Below are 25,375 nucleotides of genomic sequence, written 5' to 3' on the forward strand. Positions count from 1 at the left end.
TGATGTACCGAGGCGATGCTATCGCAGGCAAGCCAGCTCCCACACTGGATCGTGTACAACCATGGCGCGATATGAAGGCACATTGGCCGGGATCGCGCCCCTGCGGTGGTGGTTGCCTGGCAACTGGGCGATCAGACTGCACTCATCAGCGCCAACCCCGCGTTTTCTTGAGGATCATGACCATGAGCACCACCATCGCCGGCATCCAAATCCCCGACAGCGCCCTGGCCAAGGCCACCACCGAATACATCCGCGACATTGAATCCGACCTGCTCTACCACCACTCCCGCCGGGTGTTCCTGTTTGGTGCCTTGAGCGGCGAGCGCAAGCAGATGGCCTATAACCCGGAACTGCTGTACGTCGGCGCGATGTTCCATGACCTGGGCCTGATGGACGGGCACCGCAGCGATGACGAGCGTTTTGAAGTGGACGGCGCCAACGCGGCCGCCGCCTTTCTCAAGCCCTATGGCTTGAGCGATGACGATATCGAGCAAGTATGGCTGTCCATCGCCCTGCACACCACGCCAGGCGTGCCCAAGCACCTGCGCCCTACCGTCGCCCTGGTGACCGCTGGCGTGGAGATGGACGTGCTGGGCATGGACTACGCCGCGTTTACCCACGTGCAGCGCGAGGCGGTGGTGCATGCGCATCCACGGGGTGAAGGGTTCAAGGAGTGCATCATCTGCGCGTTTGCCGACGGTTTGCGCCATCGCCCGCAGACCACGTTTGGCAACGTGAAGACCGATGTGCTGGTGGATCAGGAACCGGGGTTCAAGCCGATGAACTTTGTCGAAGTGATTCGCCAGTCGCCGTGGACGGCTTAATCAACTTGAAATGCAATCAAATGTGGGAGCTGACTTGCCTGCGATAGCGGTGGTTCAGTCACATCTTCAGTGACTGACACTCTGCTATCGCAGGCAAGCCAGCTCCCACATTTTGAGCCTGTTCCGGCCGTTAGACCGGTGCTGGCGCCCGGCGTACATCCGGCTGTTTCCAGCCATCCGCTGCCGCTTCTTCGATGGCTTGCTGGATGGCCTTCTTGCGCCGCTCTTCAGCACGGCGGCTGAAGAACCACACCAGGAACGTCACCAGCGACACCGCCAGCAAAATCAGGCTGGCCACGGCGTTGATCTCGGGTTTGACCCCAAGGCGCACCGCCGAGAACACTTCCATCGGCAAGGTGGTCGAACCCGGGCCCGAGACGAAGCTGGCCAGTACCAGGTCATCCAGGGACAACGCGAAGGACATCATGCCGCCCGCCGCCAGCGACGGCGCGATCATCGGGATGGTGATCAGGAAGAACACCTTCCACGGCCGCGCACCGAGGTCCATGGCCGCCTCTTCGATCGACAGGTCCAACTCACGCAAGCGCGCCGACACCACCACCGCCACATACGCCGCACAGAACGTGGTGTGGGCGATCCAGATGGTGACGATGCCACGCTCCTGGGGCCAGCCGATCATCTGCGCCATGGCCACGAACAGCAGCAACAGCGACAGACCGGTGATCACTTCCGGCATCACCAGCGGCGCGGTCACCAGGCCGCCAAACAGCGTGCGGCCCTTGAACTGGCTGATACGGGTCAGCACGAACGCTGCCAACGTACCCAGCGCCACCGCGGCCACCCGCCGTGTAGCAGGCGATTTCCAGGGAGCGCGCCACCGAGCCCATCAACTGGGAGTTGTCCAACAGACCCACGTACCACTTGATCGACCAACCCCCCCACACCGTCACCAGCTTCGATTCGTTGAACGAATAGATCACCAGGCATCGGCAGGTAGATGAACAGCAGCCCTACGACCAGCATGAAGCTGGAGAAACTGAAGCGCTTCATACCTTGCCCTCCATCTCTTTGGCTTGGCTGCGGTTAAACAGAATGATCGGCACGATCAGGATCGCCAGCATCACCACCGCCAGCGCAGAAGCCACCGGCCAGTCACGGTTGTTGAAGAACTCTTGCCACAACACTTTACCGATCATCAGGGTTTCCGGGCCGCCCAGCAGTTCCGGGATCACGAACTCGCCCACCACCGGGATGAATACCAGCATGCAGCCGGCGATGATGCCGTTCTTGGACAGCGGCACGGTGATTTTCCAGAAGCTGTTGAAGGTGCTCGAACCCAGGTCCGACGCGGCCTCCAGCAGGCTCTGGTCGTGCTTCACCAGGTTGGCGTACAGCGGCAGGATCATAAACGGCAGGTACGAATAGACCACGCCGATATACACCGCGATATTGGTGTTGAGGATCTGCAACGGCTCGTTGATCAGGCCGATGGACATCAGGAAGCCATTGAGCAAGCCGTTGTTGCTGAGGATGCCCATCCACGCATACACGCGGATCAGGATCGCGGTCCAGGTCGGCATCATGATCAGCAGCACCAGCACGGTCTGCATCTCTTTGCGCGCACTGGCGATGGCGTAGGCCATCGGGTAGCCGATCAGCAGGCACAAGGCCGTGCTGAAAAACGCCATCTTCAACGAGCCCAGGTAGGCGGCGATGTACAGCTCGTCGCCGGCCAGCAGGCTGTAGTTGGCCAGGTTGAGCACCACCTCCAGCTTCTGCTCGATGTAGGTGTAGATCTCGGTGTAGGGCGGGATCGCCACGTCCGCTTCGGCAAAGCTGATCTTCAGGACGATGAAGAACGGCAGCATGAAGAACAGGAACAGCCACAGGAACGGAATCCCGATGACCACCTGCTTGCCGCTGGGAATTATTCGGTGCAATCGCCGTTTGAATTTCTTCATGTTCATGAGCGAAGTACCACGCCGCTGTCGTCTTCCCACCACACGTAGACCTGGTCACCCCAGGTCGGCCGCGCGCCACGGCGTTCGGCGTTGGCGACGAAGGACTGCACCAGCTTGCCGCTCGGCAGCTCGACGTAGAACACCGAATGGCCGCCCAGGTAGGCGATGTCATGCACCTTGCCGCTGGACCAGTTGTGCTCGCAGGTCGGCATCTCGGTGGTGACCAGCAGCTTTTCCGGGCGGATAGCGTAGGTCACCGACTTGTCTTCCACCGACGTAGCGATGCCATAACCCACGTAGATATCGCGGTCCAGGTCGGCGCACTTGAGCACTGCGTGGCCTTCGGCGTCATCCACCACCACGGTGTCGAAGATGTTGACGTTGCCGATGAACTCGCACACCAGGCGGCTGGTGGGGGTTTCGTAGATGTCGATCGGGCTGCCGATCTGCGCGATCCAGCCCAGGTGCATGATCGCGATGCGCTCGGCCATGGTCATGGCCTCTTCCTGGTCGTGGGTCACCATCACGCAGGTCACGCCGACGCGCTCGATGATTTCGACGAGTTCAAGCTGCATCTGCGAACGCAGCTTCTTGTCCAGGGCGCCCATCGGCTCATCGAGCAGCAGCAGTTTCGGGCGTTTGGCCAGGGAACGGGCCAGGGCCACCCGCTGACGCTGGCCGCCAGACAACTGGTGCGGCTTGCGCTTGGCGTACTGGCTCATCTGTACCAGCTTGAGCATCTCGGCTACGCGGGCCTCGACTTCGGCCTTGGGGATCTTGTCCTGTTGCAGGCCGAAGGCGATGTTCTGCGCCACGGTCATGTGGGGGAACAAGGCGTAGGACTGGAACATCATGTTGATCGGCCGCTCGTAGGGCGGCATATCGGTGATATCAACACCGTCGAGGAAAATCCGCCCTTCGGTCGGGCGCTCGAAACCTGCGAGCATGCGCAGCAAGGTGGATTTGCCCGAACCCGATCCGCCGAGCAAGGCGAAGATCTCGCCTTTCTTGATTTCCAGGGACACATCGTCCACGGCAATCGTCTCGTCGAACTTCTTCGTGACCCGGTCGATTTTGACCAACACCTTTTTCGGTGTCTGGTCGCCCTCGAGGGCTTTCTTATAGGCGCCGGAGGCAACTGCCATTTACGAAACTCCCAGAAAAAAAGAGTGCAGAACGTCCAATACAGACGAACCTTAGATAGTGTGAGCCTTACTTGCCCGTCTTGACCTTGGTCCAGCTACGGGTCATCAAGCGTTGCACTTTCGGGGGTAGCTCGAAGTTGACAAACGTCCGGTCGAGAACCGCCTGCGGTGGGTAAACCGCTTCGTCGGTGCGTATTGATTGCTCCATCAACGTATCCGACCCAGGGTTAGGGTTGGCGTAGCCGACGTAATCACTGACCTGAGCGATCACTTCAGGTTGCAGTAAATAGTTGATGAAGGCGTGGGCCTCCTTGACGTTGGTCGAGTCCTTGGGGATCGCCAGCACGTCAAACCACAGGTTGCCGCCTTCTTTCGGAATCGCGTAGGCGATGTTTACGCCCTTGCCTGCCTCGCTGGCGCGGGCCTTGGCCTGGAACACATCGCCGGAGAACCCGGCGGCCACGCAGATATTGCCGTTGGCCAGGTCCGAGATGTATTTGGATGAGTGGAAGTAGGTCACGTAGGGACGCACTTTCAGGAGTTTTTCCTCAGCCTTCTTGTAGTCGGCCGGGTTGGTGCTGTTGGGGTCCAGGCCCATGTAGTTGAGCACCGCTGGCAGCATTTCATCCGCCGAGTCCATAAAGGACACGCCGCAACTGGCCAGCTTCTTCATGTTTTCCGGCTCGAACAGCACGGCCCAGGAGTCGATTTTGTCGACACCCAGCACTTCTTTGACTTTGTCGACGTTGTAGCCAATGCCGTTGGTGCCCCACAGGTAAGGCACGGCGTATTGGTTACCCGGGTCGTTCTTCTCCAGGCGCTTGAGCAGCGCCGGGTCGAGGTTGGCGTAGTTGCTCAACTGCGCCTTATCGATTTTCTGGAACGCGCCCGCCTTGATCTGCTTGCCCAGGAAGTGGTTGGACGGCACCACCACGTCATACCCGGTGCGCCCGGCCAGCAATTTGCCTTCCAGGGTTTCGTTGGAATCGAACACGTCATAGACGGGCTTGATGCCGGTGGCCTTTTCAAAGTTGGCCAGAGTGTCGGGGCCGATATAGTCCGACCAGTTATAAACATGCACAGTCGAAGCCGCCTGCACGCTGACTGCCAACGTGAGACCCGCCCCTACCAGCAAGGCTTTGCGAAATAAAGAAATTGGCAAGTGGAGGTCCTCTTAAATAGTTGGGCCCAAAGTTGTTGCCCGACAACAAAACCGGCGCGCAACTTACCCTCGATAAACCGATCCGGCAAAGCTTTCTGTCATTTAATGGGTGGGAGCGGGCTTGTGGGGGAGCGAGCTTGCTCGCGAAGGCGGCGTGTCAGCCTGCATATGCCTCTACTGACACGCCGCTTTCGCGAGCAAGCCCGCTCCCATCCAACCCCCCTCCCACACCTATCAAGGCTTATTTACCCGACTTGATCTTGGTCCAGCTGCGCGTCAGCAAGCGCTGGGTAGCGGCCGGCAGATCGCTGATTGCATACAGCTTGGCTTTCACTGCATCCGTCGGATAGATGCTCGGGTCACCCGAGATATCCTTGCTCACCAGCGGCGTGGCAGCCTTGTTACCGTTCGGGAAACGTACGCTGTTGGTGATTTCAGCCATGACTTCAGGCTTGAGCAGGTAGTTCATGAACTGATAGGCGGCGTCCAGGTTCTCGGCATCTTTGGGGATGGCGACCATGTCGTAGAAGCTGCCTGCGCCTTCCTTGGGAATGGCGTAGGAAACTTTAACCTTGCCACCGGCTTCAGCCGCGCGGGATTTGGACTGTTCCAGGTCACCCGAGTAACCCACGGCCACGCAGATGTTGCCGTTGGCCAGGTCCGAGATGTACTTGGAGGAGTGGAAGTAACCCACCGAAGGACGGATCTTGAGGAACAGCGCTTCGGCTTCAGCCAGTTGCTTCTTGTCCTGGCTGTCGGTCGGGTAGCCCAGGTAGTGCAGGGCCACCGGGATCATTTCGGTTGGCGAGTCGAGGAAGCTCACGCCACAGCTTTTGAGTTTTTCGATGTTCTCGGGCTTGAACAGCACATCCCACGAATCGATCTTGTCGACGCCCAGCGCAGCCTTGACCTTGTCCGGGTTGTAGCCGATGCCGATGGTGCCCCACATGTACGGGAATGCGTGCAGGTTGCCTTTGTCGCTGGCATCACCCACGGCCTTGAGCAGGTCGGTGTCGAGGTTCTTCCAGTTTGGCAGCTTGGACTTGTCCAGCTCCTGATACACACCGGCCTTGATCTGCTTGGCCAGGAAGTTGTTCGACGGTACGACGATGTCGTAGCCGGACTTGCCCGCCAGCAGCTTGGCTTCCAGGGTTTCGTTGCTGTCGAAAACGTCGTACACCACCTTGATGCCGGACTCTTTCTCAAAGTTGGCTACGGTGTCCGGTGCAATGTAGTCGGACCAGTTGTAGACGTGCAGCACTTTGTCGGCAGCCTGGGCCGTGCCGGCCATTGCGCCCATCAGGGACAAGGCCAGGAGGGTCTTGCCGGCGTTCTTCAAACCTAATGCCTTCATTCGGTCATGCTCCAATTTTTCTTTTTTGGGCCACATTTTTCTACGTTTCATGGCCCGTCGAAGGGCGACAAAACAGGGCGACAGTCTGGCAAGTTCAGGGGCCGGCTTTCAACCAAAGCCCCGCATTTATCATTACCCGAATGCAACAGCCGCAGCCGCTGCATCCTGAGCCTAGCACTTAGCCCTGCAATGCCGCCAAAGTCAGGTCCAGGCAATGGCGAGCCTTGGTCACCAGCTCGTCAATCTCGGCCTTGCTGATCACCAGCGGCGGCGAAATGATCATGGTGTCGCCCACGGCGCGCATGATCAGGCCATTTTCGAAGCAGAAGGTGCGGCAGATCATACCCACGCCCTTTCCTTCATAACGCTTGCGCGTGGCCTTGTCCTGGACCAGCTCGATCGCACCCAACATGCCGACACCGCGCACTTCGCCCACCAGCGGATGATCCGCCAACTCGCGTAGACGCTTCTGCAAATACGGTGCCGTTTCGTCATGGACGCGGCTGACAATTTTTTCATCGCGCATGATGCGGATGTTTTCCAGGGCCACCGCAGCAGCCACCGGGTGCCCGGAATAGGTGAAGCCGTGGTTGAAATCGCCGCCTTCGTTGAGCACCGCCACCACTTCGTCGCGCACAATCAGGCCGCCCATGGGGATATAGCCCGAGGTCAGGCCCTTGGCGATGGTCATCATGTCCGGCTTGAGATCGTAGAAATCGCTACCGAACCACTCACCGGTGCGGCCAAAGCCACAGATCACTTCGTCGGCGACAAACAGGATGTCGTACTTGGCGAGGATTTCCTTGATGCGCGGCCAGTAGCTTGCTGGCGGCACGATCACACCGCCGGCGCCCTGGATCGGCTCGGCAATAAAGGCACCGACGTTGTCCACGCCCAGTTCCAGAATTTTCTCTTCCAGTTGGTTGGCGGCCCACACCCCGAACTCTTCAGGGCTCATGTCGCCGCCTTCGCCGAACCAGTACGGCTGGGCGATATGCACGATGCCCGGGATCGGCAAGTCGCCCTGCTCATGCATATAAGTCATGCCGCCCAGGCTGGCGCCGGCCACGGTGGAACCGTGGTAGCCATTCTTGCGGCTGATGATGGTTTTCTTGTTCGGCTGGCCCTTGATCGCCCAGTAGTGGCGGACCATGCGCAACATGGTGTCGTTGCCTTCGGAGCCGGAGCCGGTGAAGAACACGTGGTTCATGCCGGCCGGGGCGATATCGGCGATGGCCTTGGCCAGTTCCAGCACCGGCGGGTGGGCAGTCTGGAAGAACAGGTTGTAGTAAGGCAGTTGTTTCATCTGCTTGGCGGCGGCGTCAGCCAGCTCATCGCGGCCATAACCGATGGCCACACACCACAGGCCGGCCATGCCGTCGAGGATCTTGTTGCCTTCGCTGTCCCACAGGTAAACGCCCTTGGCGTTGGTGATGATGCGCGGGCCTTTCTCTTTCAACTGCTTGAAGTCGCTGAACGGCGCCAGGTGATGATCGTTGCTCAGGGCTTGCCATTCACGGGTTTGCGGGTTGTTGCTGGACATACCAATCTCCAAAAAGTAGGTGAAGGTGCGGCCCATCCTGGCCGCACCCGGCGCATCAGACGGCGAAGAGCAGGAATTCCCGCTCCCACGAACTGATCACGCGCTTGAAGTTTTCATGCTCGGCCCGCTTGACCGCGACGTAGCCAGTGATGAATTTGTGACCCAGGTATTTCTCGATGGTCTTGCTGTTTTCCATGCGTTCCAGTGCATCTTCGATGGTCAACGGCAGGCGCAGGTTGCGTCGCTCGTAGCCACGACCGACCACCGGGGCGCTCGGGCTGATGCCTTCGACCATGCCGATATAACCGCACAGCAGGCTGGCGGCGATGGCCAGGTACGGGTTGGCATCGGCGCCCGGCAGGCGGTTTTCCACGCGGCGGTTCTGCGGGCCGGCATCCGGCACGCGCAGGCCCACGGTGCGGTTCTCTTCACCCCACTCCACGTTCACCGGCGCCGAGGTGTCGGGCAGGAAGCGGCGGAACGAGTTGACGTTGGGCGCAAACAGCGGCAACAGCTCGGGGATGAACTTCTGCAGGCCACCGATGTGGTGCAGGAACAGCTCGCTCTTGGAGCCGTCCTCATTGGAGAACACATTTTTGCCGGTGGCGATATCAATGATGCTCTGGTGCAGGTGCATGGCACTGCCGGGCTCGCCGGTCATCGGCTTGGCCATAAAGGTGGCGGCCACGTTGTGCTTGAGCGCGGCTTCACGCATGGTGCGCTTGAACACCAGGATCTGGTCGGCCAGGGACAGGGCATCGCCGTGACGGAAGTTGATTTCCATCTGCGCCGTGCCGTCCTCGTGGATCAGGGTGTCCAGGTCCAGCTCCTGCAGCTCGCACCAGTCGTAGACGTCTTCGAACAGCGGGTCGAATTCGTTGGCCGCTTCTATAGAGAAGGACTGGCGACCGGTTTCCGGGCGGCCGGAACGGCCAATCGGCGGTTGCAACGGGAAGTCCGGGTCTTCGCAGCGCTTGGTCAGGTAGAACTCCATCTCCGGCGCCACGATGGGCTGCCAGCCTTTGTCGGCGTAGAGCTTGAGGACTTTCTTGAGCACGTTGCGCGGCGACAGCTCGATCGGGTTGCCTTGCTTGTCGTAGGTGTCGTGGATCACCTGGGCGGTGGGCTCGATGGCCCAGGGCACCAGGAACACCGCGTTCTGGTCGGGACGGCAGATCATGTCGATGTCGGCCGGGTCGAGCAATTCGTAATAGATGTCGTCTTCGACATAGTCGCCGGTCACGGTCTGCAACAGAACGCTCTCGGGCAGGCGCATGCCTTTTTCGGCAATGAACTTGTTGGTCGGCGAGATCTTGCCCCGGGTGATCCCCGTGAGGTCGCCAATCATGCATTCGACTTCTGTGATCTTGTGGTCTTTCAACCAATCGGTGAGCTGGTCGAGGTTGTTACTCATAAATGCCTCTGGGCTGGGTTTCCTGACATCCATTAAAGGTCAGGCGTTGTTTGACGCGTGTGCGTCTCTTTGTTTCGCCCGCGTTCGGCAGGCATCGCCAAATGCCTGGAAGATCGCGAGGTAGTACGGGTTGGAGCTTACCTGCCATTCGGGGTGCCATTGCACTCCTAATGCAAAAGCGTCTGCAAATGCCTTGCCCTGTTTGAGCGAAAAAGCCTCGACCAGGCCATCCGGCGCGGTCGCTTCGACCTGCAGGCCCGGCGCCAGGCGCTCAACGCCCTGGCTGTGGATCGAATTGACCTGGATCGTGGCCGGCAAGCCCAGGCCCGCCAATACCCCGCCCGGCGTGATCGCCACGGCGTGCGCCGGGCCGTACTGGATGTCCAGCGGCTGGGTATCGTCTTCGCGGTGATCAAGCATACCCGGCAACTCATGAACCTTCTGGTGCAGGCTGCCGCCCAGGGCCACGTTCATTTCCTGGAAGCCCCGGCAGATCCCCAGCACCGGCACGCCTGCGGCAATCGCAGCACGAATCAGCGGCAGGGTGCTCTGGTCCCGTGCAGGATCATGAGCAGTCCCGGGCGCGCTGGCCGGACCGTCGTAATGAAAGGGTTCGATATTGGAAGGGGAGCCGGTAAAGAGAATGCCATCCAGACCGTCAAGAATATTGGCCGGTTCGAACAGCTCCGCCAGGGACGGAATAATCAATGGCAGGCCCTTGGCAGCGACTGCCACGGCGCGGACGTATTTGTCGCCACTGATGTGATAAGCATGCAGACCAACCTGTTTGGAGCAGGCGGTGACGCCGATTAACGGCAGGCCAGACATGAAGCACCCCGGTATTATTGCTGTTATGGGTTTGAATCGAGCTTAGCCTTGTTCATTTTTTTACACAACACCCCCGTAAAAAATACAACACGGCCCGCTCAAGCCTGCTAGTCCCAAGCCGGTCAAACTGGCAAAACTGCCCAAAAAAGCCGCAAAAAACCCCTCAAGGCGCTTTTTTAGGGCAAAAAAGGCCTCGCTTGACTTCGGCAAGCCGTTCGGGTTGACTGAAACCAGAAAAGATCAATGATTGATATTTTTAACAACAAAGGTGTTGCATCATGTCGGTACCCCCGCGTGCCGTTCAGCTTAACGAAGCGAACGCGTTCCTTAAGGATCATCCTGAGGTTCTGTACGTAGACCTTCTAATTGCGGATATGAATGGTGTGGTGCGCGGTAAGCGCATCGAACGCACCAGCCTCCACAAGGTTTACGAGAAAGGCATCAACTTGCCGGCCTCTTTATTTGCCCTGGATATCAATGGCTCAACGGTGGAAAGCACCGGCCTGGGTCTGGACATCGGTGATGCTGACCGAATCTGTTATCCAATCCCCGACACCCTGTGCAATGAACCCTGGCAAAAGCGCCCTACCGCGCAACTGCTGATGACCATGCACGAACTTGAAGGTGAACCTTTCTTCGCCGATCCGCGCGAAGTGCTCCGCCAAGTTGTAACCAAGTTTGACGACATGGGCCTGACCATCTGCGCCGCCTTCGAGCTTGAGTTCTACCTGATCGACCAGGAGAACGTGAACGGCCGGCCACAACCTCCCCGCTCGCCGATTTCCGGCAAACGCCCGCACTCGACACAGGTCTACCTGATCGACGACCTCGACGAATACGTCGACTGCCTCCAGGACATTCTGGAAGGTGCCAAAGAGCAAGGCATCCCGGCTGACGCCATCGTCAAGGAAAGTGCCCCGGCGCAGTTCGAAGTGAACCTGCACCACGTCGCCGACCCGATCAAGGCGTGCGACTACGCGGTACTGCTCAAGCGTTTGATCAAGAACATTGCCTACGACCATGAGATGGACACCACCTTCATGGCCAAGCCTTACCCAGGCCAGGCCGGCAATGGTTTGCACGTGCATATTTCGATCCTGGACAAAGACGGCAAGAACATCTTTGCCAGCGAGGATCCCGAGCAGAACGCCGCATTGCGTCACGCGATCGGCGGTGTGCTGGAGACCCTGCCTGCACAAATGGCCTTCCTGTGCCCCAACGTCAACTCCTACCGTCGTTTCGGCGCACAGTTCTACGTGCCGAACTCGCCGTGCTGGGGCCTGGACAACCGCACCGTGGCGATTCGCGTACCGACCGGCTCGTCCGACGCCGTCCGTATCGAACACCGCGTGGCCGGCGCCGATGCCAACCCTTACCTGCTGATGGCTTCGGTCCTGGCGGGCGTGCACCACGGTCTGACCAACAAGATCGAACCTGGCGCACCGGTGGAAGGCAACAGCTACGAGCAGAACGAGCAAAGCCTGCCGAACAACCTGCGCGATGCCCTGCGCGAGTTGGACGACAGCGAGGTGATGGCCAAGTACATCGACCCGAAATACATCGATATCTTCGTCGCCTGTAAGGAAAGTGAGCTGGAGGAGTTTGAACACTCCATCTCCGACCTTGAGTACAACTGGTACCTGCATACCGTGTAAGCGGATGCTGCAATAAATGAACGCTGCAGGCTTATGGCCTGCGGCGTTTTTTATGGCCTGCTATCTCGTTCCTACGCTCTGCGTGGGAATGCAGCCCGTGATGCTCTGCGTCACAACAGCGGACGCAGAGCGTCCTAAGAGGCGTGCCCACGCAGAGCGTGGGAACGATCAAGGTCGCGTACAATGCCCGCTGCCCTGTAGGAGACATCCATGACCCGCCCCGCCGCCCCTCGCAAACCCCGCGCCCGCAGCCAGGCCCGGATCGACGCGATCCTCGATGCCGCCCGCACCTTGCTGGCCGCCGAAGGCGTGGCCAGTCTGTCGATCTACAGCGTGGCCGAACGGGCGCAGATTCCGCCGTCATCGGTGTATCACTTTTTCGCCAGCGTCCCGGCCTTGCTCGAAGCCCTGACCGCTGACATTCACGCCGCCTTCCGCGCCGCGCTGCAAGCCCCCATCGACCACGACAGCCTGCACCACTGGCGCGACCTGTCGCGCCTGGTGGAGTTGCGCATGCTGGCGATCTACAGCAAGGACGCCGCCGCCCGCCAACTGATCCTCGCCCAGCACGGCCTCACCGAAGTGACCCAGGCCGACCGCCAGCATGACCTGGAGTTGGGGGACTTGATGCAGCAAGTGTTCAACCGCCACTTTGAAGTGCCGGTGCTGCCGGCGGATGTGGACGTGTTTGCCCTGGCGCTGGAGCTGAGCGACCGCGTGTATGCACGCTCGGTGCATCAGCATGGGCAGATCACCCCGCGCATGGCGGAGGAAGGGATGCGGGTGTTTGATGCGTATGTGGGGCTTTATTTGCCGGTGTTTTTGCCCAAGCGCCCTCAATGATCGTTCCCACGCTCTGCGTGGGAACGCCTCATAGGACGCTCTGCGTCCGCTCTTGTGAAGCAGAGCGTCACGGGGTGCATTCCCACGCGGAGCGTGGGAGCGATCATCACAGTTTAGCGATCGACACCTCGGTGGATTTCACAAAGGCAATCACTTCACTGCCAATCACCAGCTCCAGCTCTTTCACCGAGCGGGTGGTGATCACCGACGTGACGATACCGGACGCGGTCTGCACGTCGATTTCCGACAGTACGTCGCCTTCGACGATTTCCTTGATGGTGCCTTTGAACTGGTTACGCACGTTGATCGCTTTAATAGTCATGGTGTTATTCCTCAAGGGACAAGTGAGTTAGTGCGCCCAACGCAACTGCGTAGGCAACGGTGAAACAGGTTCCGGCTCAGGCGGCGTGCCGGGCAGTGACAACACACGGTTAAGCACTTCGGTTTCCAGGGCCGCCAGGCGATGGGAGCCACGGACCCGCGGGCGCGGTAGTTCGACGTGCAGGTCGAGGCCGATTTCGCCGTCTTCGATCAGGATCACCCGGTCGGCAATGGCCACGGCTTCGCTGACGTCATGGGTCACCAGCAACACGGTAAACCCGTGTTTGCGCCACAGGTTCTCGATCAGTTGCTGCATCTCGATCCGGGTCAGGGCATCCAGCGCGCCCAAGGGCTCATCCAGCAGCAACAGGCGCGGTTGGTGAATCAAGGCGCGGGCCAGGGCCACCCGTTGTTTCTGGCCACCGGACAACGCCGCTGGCCATTCATCGGCACGCTCGGCCAGGCCGACCGCTTCCAACGCCTCCATGGCCTGGGGTCGCCAGTTGCCCTTAAGGCCCAGGCCGACGTTATCAATGATCTTTTTCCACGGCAGCAGGCGCGCTTCCTGGAACATCAGCCGCGTGTCTTCCAGGGCTTCGCTCAACGCTGCAGAGCCGGCCAGCAACTCGCCGCTGCTGGCTTCATCCAGGCCGGCCAGCAGGCGCAGCAAGGTACTTTTGCCGCAGCCGCTGCGCCCGACCACGGCGACAAATTGACCCGCCGGAATATGCAGGTCGATGCCCTTGAGCACCTCCCGCGCGCCAAATGCCTTGCGCAATGTGCGCACCGCCAACGGGATGCCCCGCAGCAGACGTGGAGGTTGTTGGGCGGTCATGCCGCACCTCCTTTATGCACTTGATAGGCCGGATGCCAGCGCAGCCAAACCCGCTCCAGGCCACGCGCGGCAAGGTCCGCCAACTTGCCGAGTACCGCGTACAGCACAATCGCCAGCACCACCACGTCGGTTTGCAGGAACTCCCGGGCATTCATCGCCAGGTAGCCAATACCGGAACTGGCAGAGATGGTTTCCGCAACGATCAGCGTCAGCCACATAAAGCCCAGGGCAAAACGCACCCCCACCAGGATCGAGGGCAAGGCCCCGGGCAGGATCACCTGGCGAAACAGGCTGAAGCCCGACAAACCATAACTGCGTGCCATCTCCACCAGCGCCGGGTCGACGTTGCGGATACCGTGATAGGTGTTGAGGTAGATCGGGAACAGCGTGCCGAGGGCGACCAGGAAAATCTTCGCCGTTTCATCAATGCCAAACCACAGAATCACCAGCGGGATCAGCGCCAGGTGCGGCACGTTGCGAATCATCTGCACCGAGCTGTCCAGCAGGCGCTCACCCCATTTCGACAGGCCGGTGATAAACCCCAGGGCCAGGCCGATGCCGCCGCCGATCACAAAACCGAGGCCGGCGCGCCAGCCGCTGATGGCCAGGTGCGTCCAGATTTCACCGCTGCTGACCAGGTGCACCCCGGCTGCAATCACCGCGCTGGGGGCCGGCAGAATCCGTGTCGACAACCAGCCCGCCGACACCGACAACTGCCACACCGCCAGCAACAGGATCGGCAGCGCCCACGGTGCCAGTCGATGCAAAATCCGTTGACTGTTCATGACGGCGCCTCAGCTCTGCGACGCGGCTTTGGGAAGAATGTCGTTGGCCACCATTTCGCCAAACGGGCTGACGTAGCCGGCGCTTTTCGGCAGCTCGGGACGTTCGATATCCAGGTGCGGGAACAGCAGCTCCGCGACCCGGTACGACTCTTCCAGATGGGGATAGCCAGAGAAGATAAAGGTGTCGATGCCCAGGTCCGCGTACTCCTTGACCCGCGCCGCCACGGTCGGCCCGTCGCCCACCAGCGCCGTGCCGGCACCGCCGCGTACCAGGCCGACGCCGGCCCACAGGTTGGGGCTGACTTCGAGGTTGTCGCGACTGCCACCATGCAGGGCGGCCATGCGTTGCTGGCCCACCGAATCAAAGCGCGCCAGGGATGCCTGGGCCCGCGCAATGGTGTCGTCGTCCAGGTGGGAGATCAGTTTGTCGGCGGCTTTCCATGCCTCCTCGTTGGTTTCACGCACGATCACATGCAAGCGAATACCGAAGCGCACGGTGCGCCCGAGCTTGGCCGCCTTGGCCCGCACCTGTTCGATTTTTTCCGCCACCGCAGCCGGCGGTTCGCCCCAGGTCAGGACCATTTCCACTTGTTCGGCTGCCAGGTCCTGGGCCGCTTCGGAAGAGCCGCCGAAATACAGCGGCGGCCGAGGTTGCTGGATCGGCGGGTACAGCAGCTTGGCGCCTTTGACGCTGATGTGCTGGCCGTCGTAGTCCACGGTTTCGCCTTCCAGCACGCGACGCCAGATGCGGGTGAATTCCACCGAGGCCTGGTAACGCTCCTCATGGCTGAGGAACAGACCGTCGCCGGCCAACTCCTCCGGATCACCGCCGGTCACCAGGTTGAACAGCGCCCGGCCACCGGACAGCCGGTCCAGGGTCGCCGCCTGCCGCGCCGCCACTGTCGGGGAAATGATCCCGGGGCGCAGAGCGACAAGAAACTTCAAACGCTGGGTCACCGGGATCAACGAGGCGGCCACCAGCCACGAGTCTTCGCAGGAGCGTCCGGTAGGGATCAACACCCCGCCAAAGCCCAGGCGATCAGCGGCCTGGGCCACCTGTTGCAGATAGCCGTGATCCACGGCACGAGCGCCTTCAGCGGTGCCCAGATAATGGCCGTCGCCATGGGTAGGCAGGAACCAGAAAATAGTGAGGCTCATGGAGTTGTCTCCTGAAGAAATCGGATTACGGCGCTTTGGCAACGCTCGCAGGTGGCGTCCAGATCACGTCCTTGATGCTCAAGGGCTTGGGAATCAATTTGAGTTGGTAGAAGCTGTCGGCGATTTTCTGCTGGGCGGCTACCACTGCCGGGGTCAGGAACAGCGCGCCGTAGCCTTGGCGCTTCACCGAAGTCAGGGTGATGTCAGCCGGCAGGCCGAGCAGCGGTGCGACTTGCTCAGTGACTTCCTGAGGGTTGGCCTTGGACCATTCGCCCACGGCGCGCACTTCCTCAATCAGCGCCTTGATTACCTCGGGGTGTTTTTCGGTGTAAGGCTTGGTGGCCAGGTAGAACTGGTGGTTATCGGCAATGCCGGTGGCGTCACGCAGGGTGCGGGCTTGCAGTTGCTTCTCGGCAGCCGCCTGGTACGGGTCCCAGATGACCCAGGCGTCGACACTGCCACGCTCGAAGGCGGCACGGGCGTCGGCGGGTGGCAGGAACACGGTCTGTACGTCGGTGTATTTCAGGCCAGCGTCTTCCAGGGCGCGCACCAGCAGGTAATGCACGTTGGAGCCCTTATTGAGCACGACTTTCTTGCCCTTGAGCTCGGCCACCGATGTGATCGGCGAGTCCTTGGGTACCAGGATGGCTTCGCTGGTCGGCGCTGGCGGTTCGTAGGCGACGTAGAGCAGATCGGCACCGGCGGCCTGGGCGAACACCGGCGGAGTCTCGCCGGTGACGCCAAAGTCGATGGAGCCCACATTCAGCCCTTCCAGCAACTGCGGGCCGCCGGGAAATTCGGTCCACTGCACGTTCACGCCCTGCTCAGCCAGGCGTTTTTCCAGGGTACCCTTGGCCTTGAGCAGCACCAGGGTGCCGTACTTCTGATAACCGATCCGCAGGATTTCTGCGGCTTGGGCTTGAACAATGGCGCCGAAGGACACAGCCGCAGCAAACAGTGCGACCAGGCCCCGACGCAAGATGACAGTGCGCATGGCGCTCTCCAAATTGACGATGAGGGTTGTGGCTGCACCTGCTTGGCCGTTGGCGGCTGAGTAAGGTGAGGGTTTCTGGTATTCGGGTTCGGCTTAGATGCTCCAGCGAGCACTCAACAAACGTTCATTCAACACATGGGGGTCCAGCAGTTGCGGGCGGCGAGCCATGGCGCTGTAGAACTGCTCCAGGGCTTCGCTCAAGCGTTGCTCAAGGATCGGCACCAACTGCGCCTGGGCACTGCCTTCGCCGTAGGCGATCTGGCTGTCTTCGGCAAAAATCCCGTGCAGCAGCTCCTGGGCTTTCAGCGCCGACAGCACTGGTTTCAAGGCGTAATCCACCACCAACATGTGGGCAATGCTGCCGCCGGTGGCCATGGGCAACACTACTTTGTGGGCCAGGGCCCGTTCCGGTAGCAGGTCGAGGACGGTTTTCAACGCGCCGGAAAACGAGGCCTTGTACACCGGCGTGGCAATCACCAGACCATCGGCATTGGCCACTTGGGCCAGCAGGTCGAGCACCTTCGGGCTGTCAAAGCGGGCATACAGCAAATCTTCGGCCGGGAAGTCCCGCACCTGATAACTCACCACTTCCACGCCTTGCTGCTGCAACCAGCGCCGGGAATGATCCAGCAAGACCCCGGAGCGGGAACGCTGACTGGGACTGCCACCAAGTGTTACGACCAGCATCTGGAGTTTCCTTGAGCAAGTGTCGGCGGTTCGCAGTGCAGCGATGGCGCCAAGATGGAACAGACCATATCAGCAGATTTATATATCTATAAATCTTATTTATTCATTTGTTTATTCTTAAATTGCATATGAGAAAGAGCATTCGGCGGGCGAAAAAAAAGGCCGTCGAAACGGCCTGAAAACCCCTGCTATGTAAGTCCTGAAATGCGATTAACTTGTGGGAGCGGGTTACCGGTTGGGCTGCGGGGTCAGCCGCAGATAGGGCTTCACCGCACGATAGCCCTTGGGAAAGCGTTTCTTGATCTCTTCCTCATCCTTGAGCGAAGGCACGATCACCACCTCATCACCGTCCTGCCAGTTGGCCGGCGTCGCGACCTTGTAGTTGTCGGTCAGCTGCAGCGAGTCAATGACCCGCAGGATTTCATGGAAGTTACGCCCGGTGCTGGCCGGGTAGGTGATGGTCAGGCGAATCTTTTTGTTCGGGTCGATCACGAACAGTGAACGCACGGTGAGGGTGTCGTTGGCGTTGGGGTGGATCAGGTCGTACAGGTCCGAGACCTTGCGGTCAGCATCCGCCAGGATCGGGAAATTGACGACGGTGTGCTGGGTTTCGTTGATGTCCTCGATCCACTTGTGGTGAGAGTCCACCGGATCCACCGACAGGGCAATGGCCTTGACTCCACGGTTGGCGAACTCGTCCTTGAGCTTGGCGGTAAAACCCAGCTCGGTGGTGCACACCGGGGTGAAGTCCGCCGGGTGGGAAAACAACACACCCCAGCTGTCGCCCAGCCACTCGTGGAAACGAATCTTGCCGGCGCTGGAATCCTGTTCAAAGTCGGGGGCGATATCGCCCAGTCTGAGGCTCATGGTGTGGCTCCTGATGGGTGCTTATGGAACCCACTGTGCCTGTGCCTGGAGTAATTTAAAAAGAATAAATATCGATTTGTTTAGATGATAAATGAATATGAATAGTCTGCACGTGGGCCATCATGCAAAAAAAAACCTCGCGATAAACGCGAGGTTTTTTTCTTAACTTGGCTTACAGGAAGCTGTAAGTGTAGTTAAAGATCAGACGAGTCTGATCCTGGTCCTGAACGCCGGTACCGCTACCGCGATAGACACCGTGACGCAGCGTGGTGCCGAAGCCTTTCAGGGCACCCTGCTGGATGGTGTAGTCGATGCGCATATCGCGCTCCCACTCGGACTGGTCGCTGCCACCGTTCTTGGCTTTGATGTTGTCGCCACGCAGGTAAACAATCGAGGTTTTCAGACCTGGAACGCCCAACGCAGCGAAGTCATAGGAGTACTGACCGAAGGTGGTGTTTTCACCCGCACGCACGAAAGGGTTGATCATGCTATCGGTGAAGAGGTAGAAGCTGGAACCACCGGCACCTTCGTTACGACCATTGCCGTCGACAACGTTGCCTTGGTTCATCCAGACAAAACCGCCATCATCATTGACGCGCTGGTGACCCAGCAGGAACGCACTGCCACCCAAGGTGTAAGTGAACATGGCGCTCCAGGTTTTGTTATTAACCTCGCCAGCGTCCTTCGCGTAACCGCCGTTGTTGCTGAACTGATAGCCAGCCTGGCCATTCTTGCCGTCGGAGCTGCTATCGAAGTAGCGCACGTCGGTTTTGAACGACTGACCTTCGGTGATCGGGTAGACGTGAACCAGGCCCAGGAAGTGTTGCTTATAGAAGTCTTCCAGGTTGGCGTAGTAGTACTGCAAGGTCAGGTCTTTGGTGACCTTCCAATCAGCACCGCCAAAGCGGAACTGGTTACTTTCCTGAGTAGCGCCCGCGATAGACAGGCCCGTGCTGTTGGTCGAAGCACGGCCGGTGGCGTGCTCAAGTTGACCGGCGTTAAACGTCACATTGTCGATTTCTTTGGAAGTGACAGTGCCGCCTTCAAAGGTCTGTGGCAGCAGACGGCCGTCGCTTGCAATCAGAATCGGCAGGTTTGGCGCCAGAGCGCCACCCAGGTGCGCTTCGGTCTTGGAGAAGCGGGCTTTGACGTTGGCGCTCGCGCTGCTCCAATTGCTCACAGCCGAACCGTCGGTGTCGCTTGGAACGAAAGAGTTGTTGTCTGGGTGATGACCACGGCCACCGTCCAGGTGAATGCCGACCAATGCCTGGGCATCAATACCAAAACCAACGGTGCCCTCAGTGAAACCAGACTGGACGTTGAACTTCAGGCCAGTGGCCGTTTCGCGCTGGTCAGCACCGCCTTCGCGTTGATCGTTATCAAAATACAGGGTCCGAGAACTGACGGATGCCTTGGTGTCTTCAACAAAACCAGCGGCGCCTGCTTGCTGAGCCAAAACCCCAGCCGCGATGGCGAACGCCAATGTGGACTTCTTCATGTACCGCTCCTCTCGTTTCTAATTTTTGTAGTTCTTTGGTCTCGGGTCTGACGCCCTCGATCCACAGATGCGCGATTAGCGCCAGATAGTGACTGACAAGTCAATCGTAACCTTGTGTGTCTACTACTTTCGTCTAACCGCAGTTGATTTGGTCCTTGCAGGGTAATGAGTTTTTCATACACCCAAAAAGAATTATTTCATCCTTTTTCATACTATTCAGGAATAACACTTTCCATGGAGCAACTAGCCCGCAGTGGGGTATCGCTCCATAAGCTAATTCCCAAAGGGTATTTGTTGGCCATTTTTTAGATCGTTTAGTGTGAGCAGAATCTTGCACACGTCACTCACGATCAAAAAGGCGACGCCATCATGGCCAAACGCGCATCCTCTAGTCAATTTGTTACAGTTTTACTATCGCTTACACTTTCTATTGGCGTGCAGGCAGCCAACCTCACCATCGGCTACCAGACCGGCATTGATCCGAGCAAAGTGCCCCAGGCCGATGGTCTTTACGAACAAGCCATTGGCGAGAAAATCGACTGGCGCCGCTTCAACAGTGGCCCGCAAGTCATCACCGCGATTGCCTCAGGCGATGTGCAGATCGGCAATCTCGGCTCCAGCCCGTTGGCGGCCGCCGCATCCCGTAATCTACCCATTGTGGCGTTCATCGTATCGGCTCAAATCAATAGTTCTGAAGCTTTGGTAGTGCGTAACGGTAGCCAAATTGACGCACCCAAGGACCTGATCGGCAAAACCATTGCCACTCCTTTTGTCTCCACATCCCACTACAGCCTGCTCGGGGCCTTGAAACACTGGGGCCTGGACACCCGCCAGGTGAAAGTGGTGAACCTGCAACCGGCGCAAATTGCCGCAGCCTGGAAACGCGGGGATATCGACGGCGCCTTTGTCTGGTCGCCGGCCCTGGGAGAAATCCGCAAGACCGGCAAGACGTTGACCGACGCCACCGAGGTGGGCCAATGGGGCGCGCCGACGTTCGAGGTGTGGGTAGTGCGCAAGGACTTTGCCGAGAAACATCCGGAGGTCGTGGCCAAGTTTGCCAAGATCACCCTGGATTCGTTTGCCGACTATGCAGCCAATAAAAGCAGCTGGACGGTGGATTCCGCCCCGGTGCAAAAGATCGCCCGGTTGACCGGCGCAAACGCCGCAGACATCCCCGAACTGCTGGAAGGCAGCACCTTCCCCGATGCACAGGCGCAGCGAACCGACGCCTTGCTCAATGGTGGGACAGCCAAGGCCATTGGGGAGACGGCGAAGTTTCTTAAGGAACAAGGGAAAGTAGAGACCGTGTTACCGGACTATTCGGCCTATGTGACCGGAAAATTCATCAAAGAATAAACCCGGACAAAGAATGTGGGAGCGGGCTTGCCCGCTCCCACATTAGGTATTGGGTGTACCGAATACCGTGTTTACAGGGTCTTTTCGAAGATCTTCGAGTTACGCTGGAAGTTGTACAACGAGGCCCGCGCCGACGGCAGGCGATCCACGCTGCTCGGCACAAAGCCGCGCTCGCGGAACCAGTGGGCGGTGCGGGTCGTCAGCACGAACAAGGTCTTCAAGCCTTGGGTGCGGGCGCGGGTTTCGATGCGCTCCAACAGCTCATCGCCACGGCCGCCATGGCGATACTCCGGATTGACCGCCAGGCACGCCAGTTCGCCAGCATCCGAGTCGGCAATCGGGTACAGCGCAGCGCAGGCGATGATCATGCCTTCGCGTTCCACTACGCTGAATTGCTCGATTTCCCGCTCCAGCACTTCCCGGGAGCGGCGTACCAGAATGCCCTGTTCTTCCAGTGGGCTGATCAGGTCCAGCAAGCCGCCGACATCTTCAATCGCCGCCTCACGCACCAGTTCGAACTGCTCCTGGGCCACCAGGGTACCGCCGCCGTCGCGGGTAAAAAGCTCGGTCAACAGCGCACCGTCCTCGACATAACTGACGATATGGCTGCGCCCCACGCCCCCACGACAGGCCTCGGCCGCCGCATCCAGCAGTTCGGCCTGGTAATTGTTGCCCAGGCGCTGCAGGTGCACCGGTACTTGTTGCGGGCGCAGTTCGCGCACCAGCCGGCCGTTTTCGTCGATCAGGCCCAGGTCTGCGCCAAACAGCAGCAGCTTGTCGGCGCCCAGGTCGATGGCGGCGCGGGTGGCCACATCTTCACAGGCCAGGTTGAAAATCTCCCCGGTCGGCGAATAGCCCAGGGGCGACAGGACGACAATGGAGCGTTCGTCGAGCAGGCGGTTGATACCCTTGCGGTCGACCCGGCGCACTTCGCCGGTGTGGTGGTAGTCGATGCCGTCCAGCACGCCGATAGGCCGCGCGGTCACCAGGTTGCCGCTGGCCACCCGCAGGCGCGAGCCCTGCATCGGCGAGGACGCCATGTCCATGGACAGCCGCGCTTCGATAGCGATACGCAGGTGGCCGACCGCGTCGATCACGCACTCCAGGGTCGCGGCATCGGTGATGCGCATCCCATCGTGGTAATGCGGGGTCAGGCCGCGAGCGGCGAGGCGGGTTTCGATTTGCGGGCGCGAACCATGCACCAGTACCAGGCGCACGCCGAGGCTGTGCAGCAGCACCAGGTCATGGACGATATTGCCGAAGTTGGGGTGATCCACACCATCACCCGGCAGCATGACCACAAAGGTGCAGTCACGGTGGGCATTGATGTAGGGCGAAGCGTGGCGAAGCCAATTGACGTATTCGGGCATAAAACCTGGGCCTGTAATAAAAAGCAGCCAAAAAAGGATGAATCGCTAAACGCACAGCGGGCTGATGGTTATCGTCGGAACAGGCTTGGCGACACGCTCGCTCTCCTTTTAAGTACGGGATGCAATGGGGTTAATTTATGCAGGCTTGAGGCAGTAATGTTCAATCAATTCCCGCAATAGACGCACTGTAGGCGTCAAGCGTGACATTTCAAGGTACTCGCCCGGCTGGTGGGCGCAGGCGATGTCCCCAGGGCCGAGTACCAGGGTTTCACAACCAAGGCGCTGAAGATAAGGCGCTTCAGTGCCGAACGCTACTGCTTCGGCACGATGACCGGTCAATCGTTCCGCGACCCGCACCAGTTCGGCGTCTTCAGGCTGCTCGAAGGGCGGTACTTCGGGGAACAGCGGCGCGTAGTCGATCTGCACCTGATGGCGCTCGGCGATGGGCCGCAGTTTCTGGCGGATGGCCTCGCGCAACACCTGGGGATCCATGCCGGGCAAGGGCCGCAGGTCGAACTCCAGGGAGCACTGGCCGCAAATGCGATTGGGGTTATCGCCACCGTGGATGCAGCCGAAATTCAAGGTCGGCTGGGGCACACTGAACTGTGGGTTGCGGTACTCCCGTTGCCAGGCCAGGCGCAGGCCGCGCAGCTCGCCCATGGCGTCATGCATGGCTTCGAGGGCGCTGTGGCCCAGGCTCGGGTCCGACGAATGGCCGCTGCGGCCGAGGATATCAATGCGTTCCATCATCACGCCTTTGTGCAGGCGGATCGGCTTGAGGCCTGTGGGCTCGCCAATCACCGCGGCACGCCCCAGCGGGCGTCCGGCTGCAGCCAGGGCGCGGGCGCCGGCCATGGAGCTTTCTTCATCACAGGTGGCGAGAATCAGCAGCGGCTGCTTGAACGGTTGATCCAACAGCGGCAGGACCGCTTCGATGGCCAGCGCGAAAAACCCCTTCATGTCGCAGCTACCCAGCCCTACCCAACGGCCGTCGACTTCCGTCAGCTTCAGCGGATCGGTCTGCCACAGCGCTTCATCGTACGGCACCGTATCGCTGTGCCCCGCCAGCACCAGGCCACCGGGGCCGCTGCCGAAGCTGGCCAACAGGTTGAATTTGCCGGGGCTGACTTGCTGGATATCGCAGGCAAAACCCAGGTCGCCGAGCCAGGTGGCAAGCAAGTCGATCACCGGGCGGTTGGTCTGGTCGAGAGACGCTTGGGTACAACTGACAGAGGGCGCGGCAATCAGGGCGGCAAATTGTTCTTTCATGGACGGTAAAGGCATGCGCTGTCTCTCAACTTCCACAGATGAAACCCATCATAGAACCATCTGCGCTGCACAATAAACCCGTTGCGGCACGTTGCCCGGCTCAGTCCTGTACACTGCACGACCTTGGCAGCCACCTATTCTCCCGGCTGCACTCCCGATCCTGGATGTTCCGGCCATGCAAAAAGAAACCGAAATCAAGCTCCGCGTCAGTCGCGAGACCCTCGCCGCGCTGCGTGAGCACCCGCTCCTGAAAAAACGCAACAAAAGTGGCTGGGAACGCCGTGAGTTGATGAACCAGTACTTCGACACCCCCGAGCGCGACCTGGCCCAGGCCAAGGTTGCCCTGCGCCTGCGCAAGGATGGCGACGAAGTGATCCAGACCCTCAAGACCCGCGGCCACAGCGTTGCCGGCTTGTCGGAGCGTAATGAATACGACTGGAAACTGGCCAAGGCCAAGCTCGACGTGAAGAAACTCGACGGCGAATGCTGGCCCGAGCAACTGGCCGAGCTGGACAAAAAGACCCTCAAGCCGATCTTCACCACCGACTTCGTGCGTGAACGTGCCGAGATCGCCTGGGGCCGTGGCAAGGCCAAGGTGGTGATCGAAGCCGCCCTGGACCTAGGCCATGTGATTGCCGGCAAGCAGAAGGAAGAAATCTGCGAGCTGGAGCTGGAGCTGCGCGAAGGCGAACCTGCCGCCCTGCTGGAACTGGCTGCCGAACTGGCCCAAACCCTGGCGCTGATGCCCTGCGATATCAGCAAGGCCGAGCGCGGTTATCGCCTGTTCGACGCCAACAGCTATTCCCTGAGCCTGCCGGCCCCGCAACTGCAACCAGAAATGCCCCTGGACGACGCCTTCGCCGCGCTGACCTGGCATTTGCTGGGCAGCAGCCAGCGCCTGGCCGAACAGTACCGTTTCAACGGTCACTGGCGCCTGTTGCAGGACTGGGTAGACAACCTCGCCGAAATGCGCGCCCTGATCGGCAGCCTTGGCCAGGCCGCGCCACGCCAATCCACCAGCGAACTGCGCAGCGCCCTCGACGCCCTGCTGGAAGACTGGCGCCCGCTGGTCCAGGCCGGTGAAGACGATGAAGACGTGCGCAAGGCCGCGCCGGAACAGTTCCTCGAAGAATTGACCGACGTGCGCTGGGGCCTGTTCTCACTGAACACGTCCCGCTGGCTGCTGGCCCGCACCTGGACCCTGGAGCGCAATGTGCGCGGCAACCGCCAAGGTGCGGCCCAGGTCGCCAACTGGCTGCCACGCCTGCTGGCCGACGAAGCCGTCGCCCTACGCCTGCCGCGCTACCAGCAACAGCCGGAAGACCTGGCCGAGCAACTGCCGCGCATCGAGCGTCTGCAGGCCTGGCTGCACCATGCCCGTCACCTGCTGGAGGTTCCAGAACTGGATCGCTTGTACGGTGAACTGAACAAGTTGGCGGCACTGGCCAACCAGCCGATCACCGATGAGTCGCTGGATGCGCGGATGCATCAGGTGATTGCGGTGTATCAGAACCGTGCCTGGAAGACCTTGTTGCGCATGTAAGA

Annotated in this window: 22 protein-coding genes and 1 pseudogene; 5 read left to right on the forward strand and 18 right to left on the reverse strand. The window is 60.0% G+C overall.

The window, feature by feature from the left end; genetic code table 11:
• Positions 1–182 precede the first annotated feature (182 nt).
• A complete protein-coding gene (locus PSH80_RS25630; protein WP_057960922.1) occupies positions 183–824 on the forward strand; it encodes an HD domain-containing protein in 642 nt (213 codons plus the stop codon).
• A 130-nt stretch (positions 825–954) separates the two neighbouring features.
• Here PSH80_RS25630 and PSH80_RS25635 read toward each other — a convergent pair.
• The 8 genes and pseudogenes from PSH80_RS25635 to PSH80_RS25670 form a co-directional block, all read right to left on the reverse strand.
• Positions 955–1,835 (reverse strand): annotated as a pseudogene (locus PSH80_RS25635) (ABC transporter permease subunit).
• Positions 1,832–2,752 carry an ABC transporter permease subunit gene (locus tag PSH80_RS25640; RefSeq protein ID WP_057960924.1) on the reverse strand — a complete coding sequence of 307 codons (921 nt, stop codon included), beginning with the start codon at positions 2,750–2,752 and terminating at the stop codon, positions 1,832–1,834. Before PSH80_RS25640 ends, PSH80_RS25635 begins: the two are co-directional and overlap by 4 nt.
• On the reverse strand, positions 2,749–3,891 hold the full coding sequence (locus tag PSH80_RS25645) for an ABC transporter ATP-binding protein (protein WP_029289449.1): 1,143 nt from the start codon (positions 3,889–3,891) through the stop codon (positions 2,749–2,751). Before PSH80_RS25645 ends, PSH80_RS25640 begins: the two co-directional genes overlap by 4 nt.
• 67 nt (positions 3,892–3,958) lie before the next feature.
• The gene (locus PSH80_RS25650) at positions 3,959–5,053 is read right to left on the reverse strand and encodes a polyamine ABC transporter substrate-binding protein (RefSeq protein ID WP_057440426.1); all 1,095 of its coding nucleotides are present in this window, start codon (positions 5,051–5,053) and stop codon (positions 3,959–3,961) included.
• A 241-nt stretch (positions 5,054–5,294) separates the two neighbouring features.
• Complete coding sequence (locus PSH80_RS25655) at positions 5,295–6,407, reverse strand: polyamine ABC transporter substrate-binding protein (protein WP_057960973.1); 1,113 nt, start codon at positions 6,405–6,407, stop codon at positions 5,295–5,297.
• Between the two features lie 178 nt (positions 6,408–6,585).
• A complete protein-coding gene (locus PSH80_RS25660; RefSeq protein WP_057960974.1) occupies positions 6,586–7,950 on the reverse strand; it encodes an aspartate aminotransferase family protein in 1,365 nt (454 codons plus the stop codon).
• Positions 7,951–8,005: 55 nt separating this feature from the next.
• Positions 8,006–9,364 (reverse strand): glutamine synthetase family protein, encoded by a 1,359-nt coding sequence (locus PSH80_RS25665; RefSeq protein ID WP_029289457.1) that lies wholly within the window; start codon positions 9,362–9,364, stop codon positions 8,006–8,008.
• A 39-nt stretch (positions 9,365–9,403) separates the two neighbouring features.
• A complete protein-coding gene (locus PSH80_RS25670; RefSeq protein WP_282405430.1) occupies positions 9,404–10,192 on the reverse strand; it encodes a gamma-glutamyl-gamma-aminobutyrate hydrolase family protein in 789 nt (262 codons plus the stop codon).
• A gap of 278 nt (positions 10,193–10,470) precedes the next feature.
• On the opposite strand from PSH80_RS25670, the gene PSH80_RS25675 reads away from it, so the two are divergent.
• On the forward strand, positions 10,471–11,847 hold the full coding sequence (locus PSH80_RS25675) for a glutamine synthetase family protein (protein ID WP_057440427.1): 1,377 nt from the start codon (positions 10,471–10,473) through the stop codon (positions 11,845–11,847).
• A 210-nt stretch (positions 11,848–12,057) separates the two neighbouring features.
• Positions 12,058–12,690: a TetR/AcrR family transcriptional regulator gene (locus PSH80_RS25680; protein ID WP_057440428.1), complete on the forward strand. Its 633-nt coding sequence runs from the start codon at positions 12,058–12,060 to the stop codon at positions 12,688–12,690.
• 106 nt (positions 12,691–12,796) lie between these two features.
• On the opposite strand, the gene PSH80_RS25685 is transcribed toward PSH80_RS25680, so the two are convergent.
• From PSH80_RS25685 to PSH80_RS25720, 8 genes are all read right to left on the reverse strand, one after another.
• Complete coding sequence (locus PSH80_RS25685) at positions 12,797–13,012, reverse strand: molybdopterin-binding protein (RefSeq protein ID WP_003213899.1); 216 nt, start codon at positions 13,010–13,012, stop codon at positions 12,797–12,799.
• Positions 13,013–13,039: 27 nt separating this feature from the next.
• Entirely contained in the window at positions 13,040–13,846 is an 807-nt protein-coding gene (gene ssuB / locus PSH80_RS25690) for an aliphatic sulfonates ABC transporter ATP-binding protein (protein WP_120734309.1), read from the reverse strand.
• Positions 13,843–14,631 (reverse strand): aliphatic sulfonate ABC transporter permease SsuC, encoded by a 789-nt coding sequence (ssuC, locus tag PSH80_RS25695; protein WP_029289469.1) that lies wholly within the window; start codon positions 14,629–14,631, stop codon positions 13,843–13,845. The genes ssuB and ssuC overlap by 4 nt, the downstream gene beginning before the upstream one ends.
• A gap of 9 nt (positions 14,632–14,640) precedes the next feature.
• Entirely contained in the window at positions 14,641–15,789 is a 1,149-nt protein-coding gene (gene ssuD, locus PSH80_RS25700) for an FMNH2-dependent alkanesulfonate monooxygenase (RefSeq protein ID WP_057960927.1), read from the reverse strand.
• A gap of 25 nt (positions 15,790–15,814) precedes the next feature.
• Positions 15,815–16,783: a sulfonate ABC transporter substrate-binding protein gene (locus tag PSH80_RS25705; RefSeq protein WP_305418638.1), complete on the reverse strand. Its 969-nt coding sequence runs from the start codon at positions 16,781–16,783 to the stop codon at positions 15,815–15,817.
• Positions 16,784–16,876: 93 nt separating this feature from the next.
• Positions 16,877–17,470, reverse strand: coding sequence for an NADPH-dependent FMN reductase (ssuE, locus tag PSH80_RS25710; RefSeq protein ID WP_200659968.1), 594 nt, complete (start codon positions 17,468–17,470; stop codon positions 16,877–16,879).
• Between the two features lie 228 nt (positions 17,471–17,698).
• A complete protein-coding gene (locus PSH80_RS25715; RefSeq protein WP_057440433.1) occupies positions 17,699–18,337 on the reverse strand; it encodes a peroxiredoxin in 639 nt (212 codons plus the stop codon).
• A gap of 172 nt (positions 18,338–18,509) precedes the next feature.
• Positions 18,510–19,835: an OprD family porin gene (locus tag PSH80_RS25720; RefSeq protein ID WP_198791885.1), complete on the reverse strand. Its 1,326-nt coding sequence runs from the start codon at positions 19,833–19,835 to the stop codon at positions 18,510–18,512.
• A gap of 369 nt (positions 19,836–20,204) precedes the next feature.
• Between PSH80_RS25720 and tauA the strand changes: the two genes are divergently transcribed.
• Entirely contained in the window at positions 20,205–21,191 is a 987-nt protein-coding gene (gene tauA, locus PSH80_RS25725) for a taurine ABC transporter substrate-binding protein (protein ID WP_120734310.1), read from the forward strand.
• Between the two features lie 71 nt (positions 21,192–21,262).
• Here the strand turns inward: tauA and argA are convergent, their stop codons facing one another.
• Together argA and argE are read right to left on the reverse strand one after the other, a co-directional pair.
• Positions 21,263–22,561 carry an amino-acid N-acetyltransferase gene (argA, locus tag PSH80_RS25730; protein WP_169989459.1) on the reverse strand — a complete coding sequence of 433 codons (1,299 nt, stop codon included), beginning with the start codon at positions 22,559–22,561 and terminating at the stop codon, positions 21,263–21,265.
• 135 nt (positions 22,562–22,696) lie between these two features.
• The gene (gene argE / locus PSH80_RS25735; RefSeq protein ID WP_169960088.1) at positions 22,697–23,845 is read right to left on the reverse strand and encodes an acetylornithine deacetylase; all 1,149 of its coding nucleotides are present in this window, start codon (positions 23,843–23,845) and stop codon (positions 22,697–22,699) included.
• A gap of 160 nt (positions 23,846–24,005) precedes the next feature.
• Between argE and PSH80_RS25740 the strand changes: the two genes are divergently transcribed.
• Positions 24,006–25,373, forward strand: a complete 1,368-nt coding sequence (locus PSH80_RS25740) for an inorganic triphosphatase (protein ID WP_057960932.1) — start codon at positions 24,006–24,008, stop codon at positions 25,371–25,373.
• The last annotated feature ends 2 nt before the right edge of the window (positions 25,374–25,375 follow it).

Origin of the sequence: Pseudomonas sp. FP818, assembly GCF_030687335.1 — a bacterium.
Taxonomy (GTDB): domain Bacteria; phylum Pseudomonadota; class Gammaproteobacteria; order Pseudomonadales; family Pseudomonadaceae; genus Aquipseudomonas; species Aquipseudomonas shahriarae.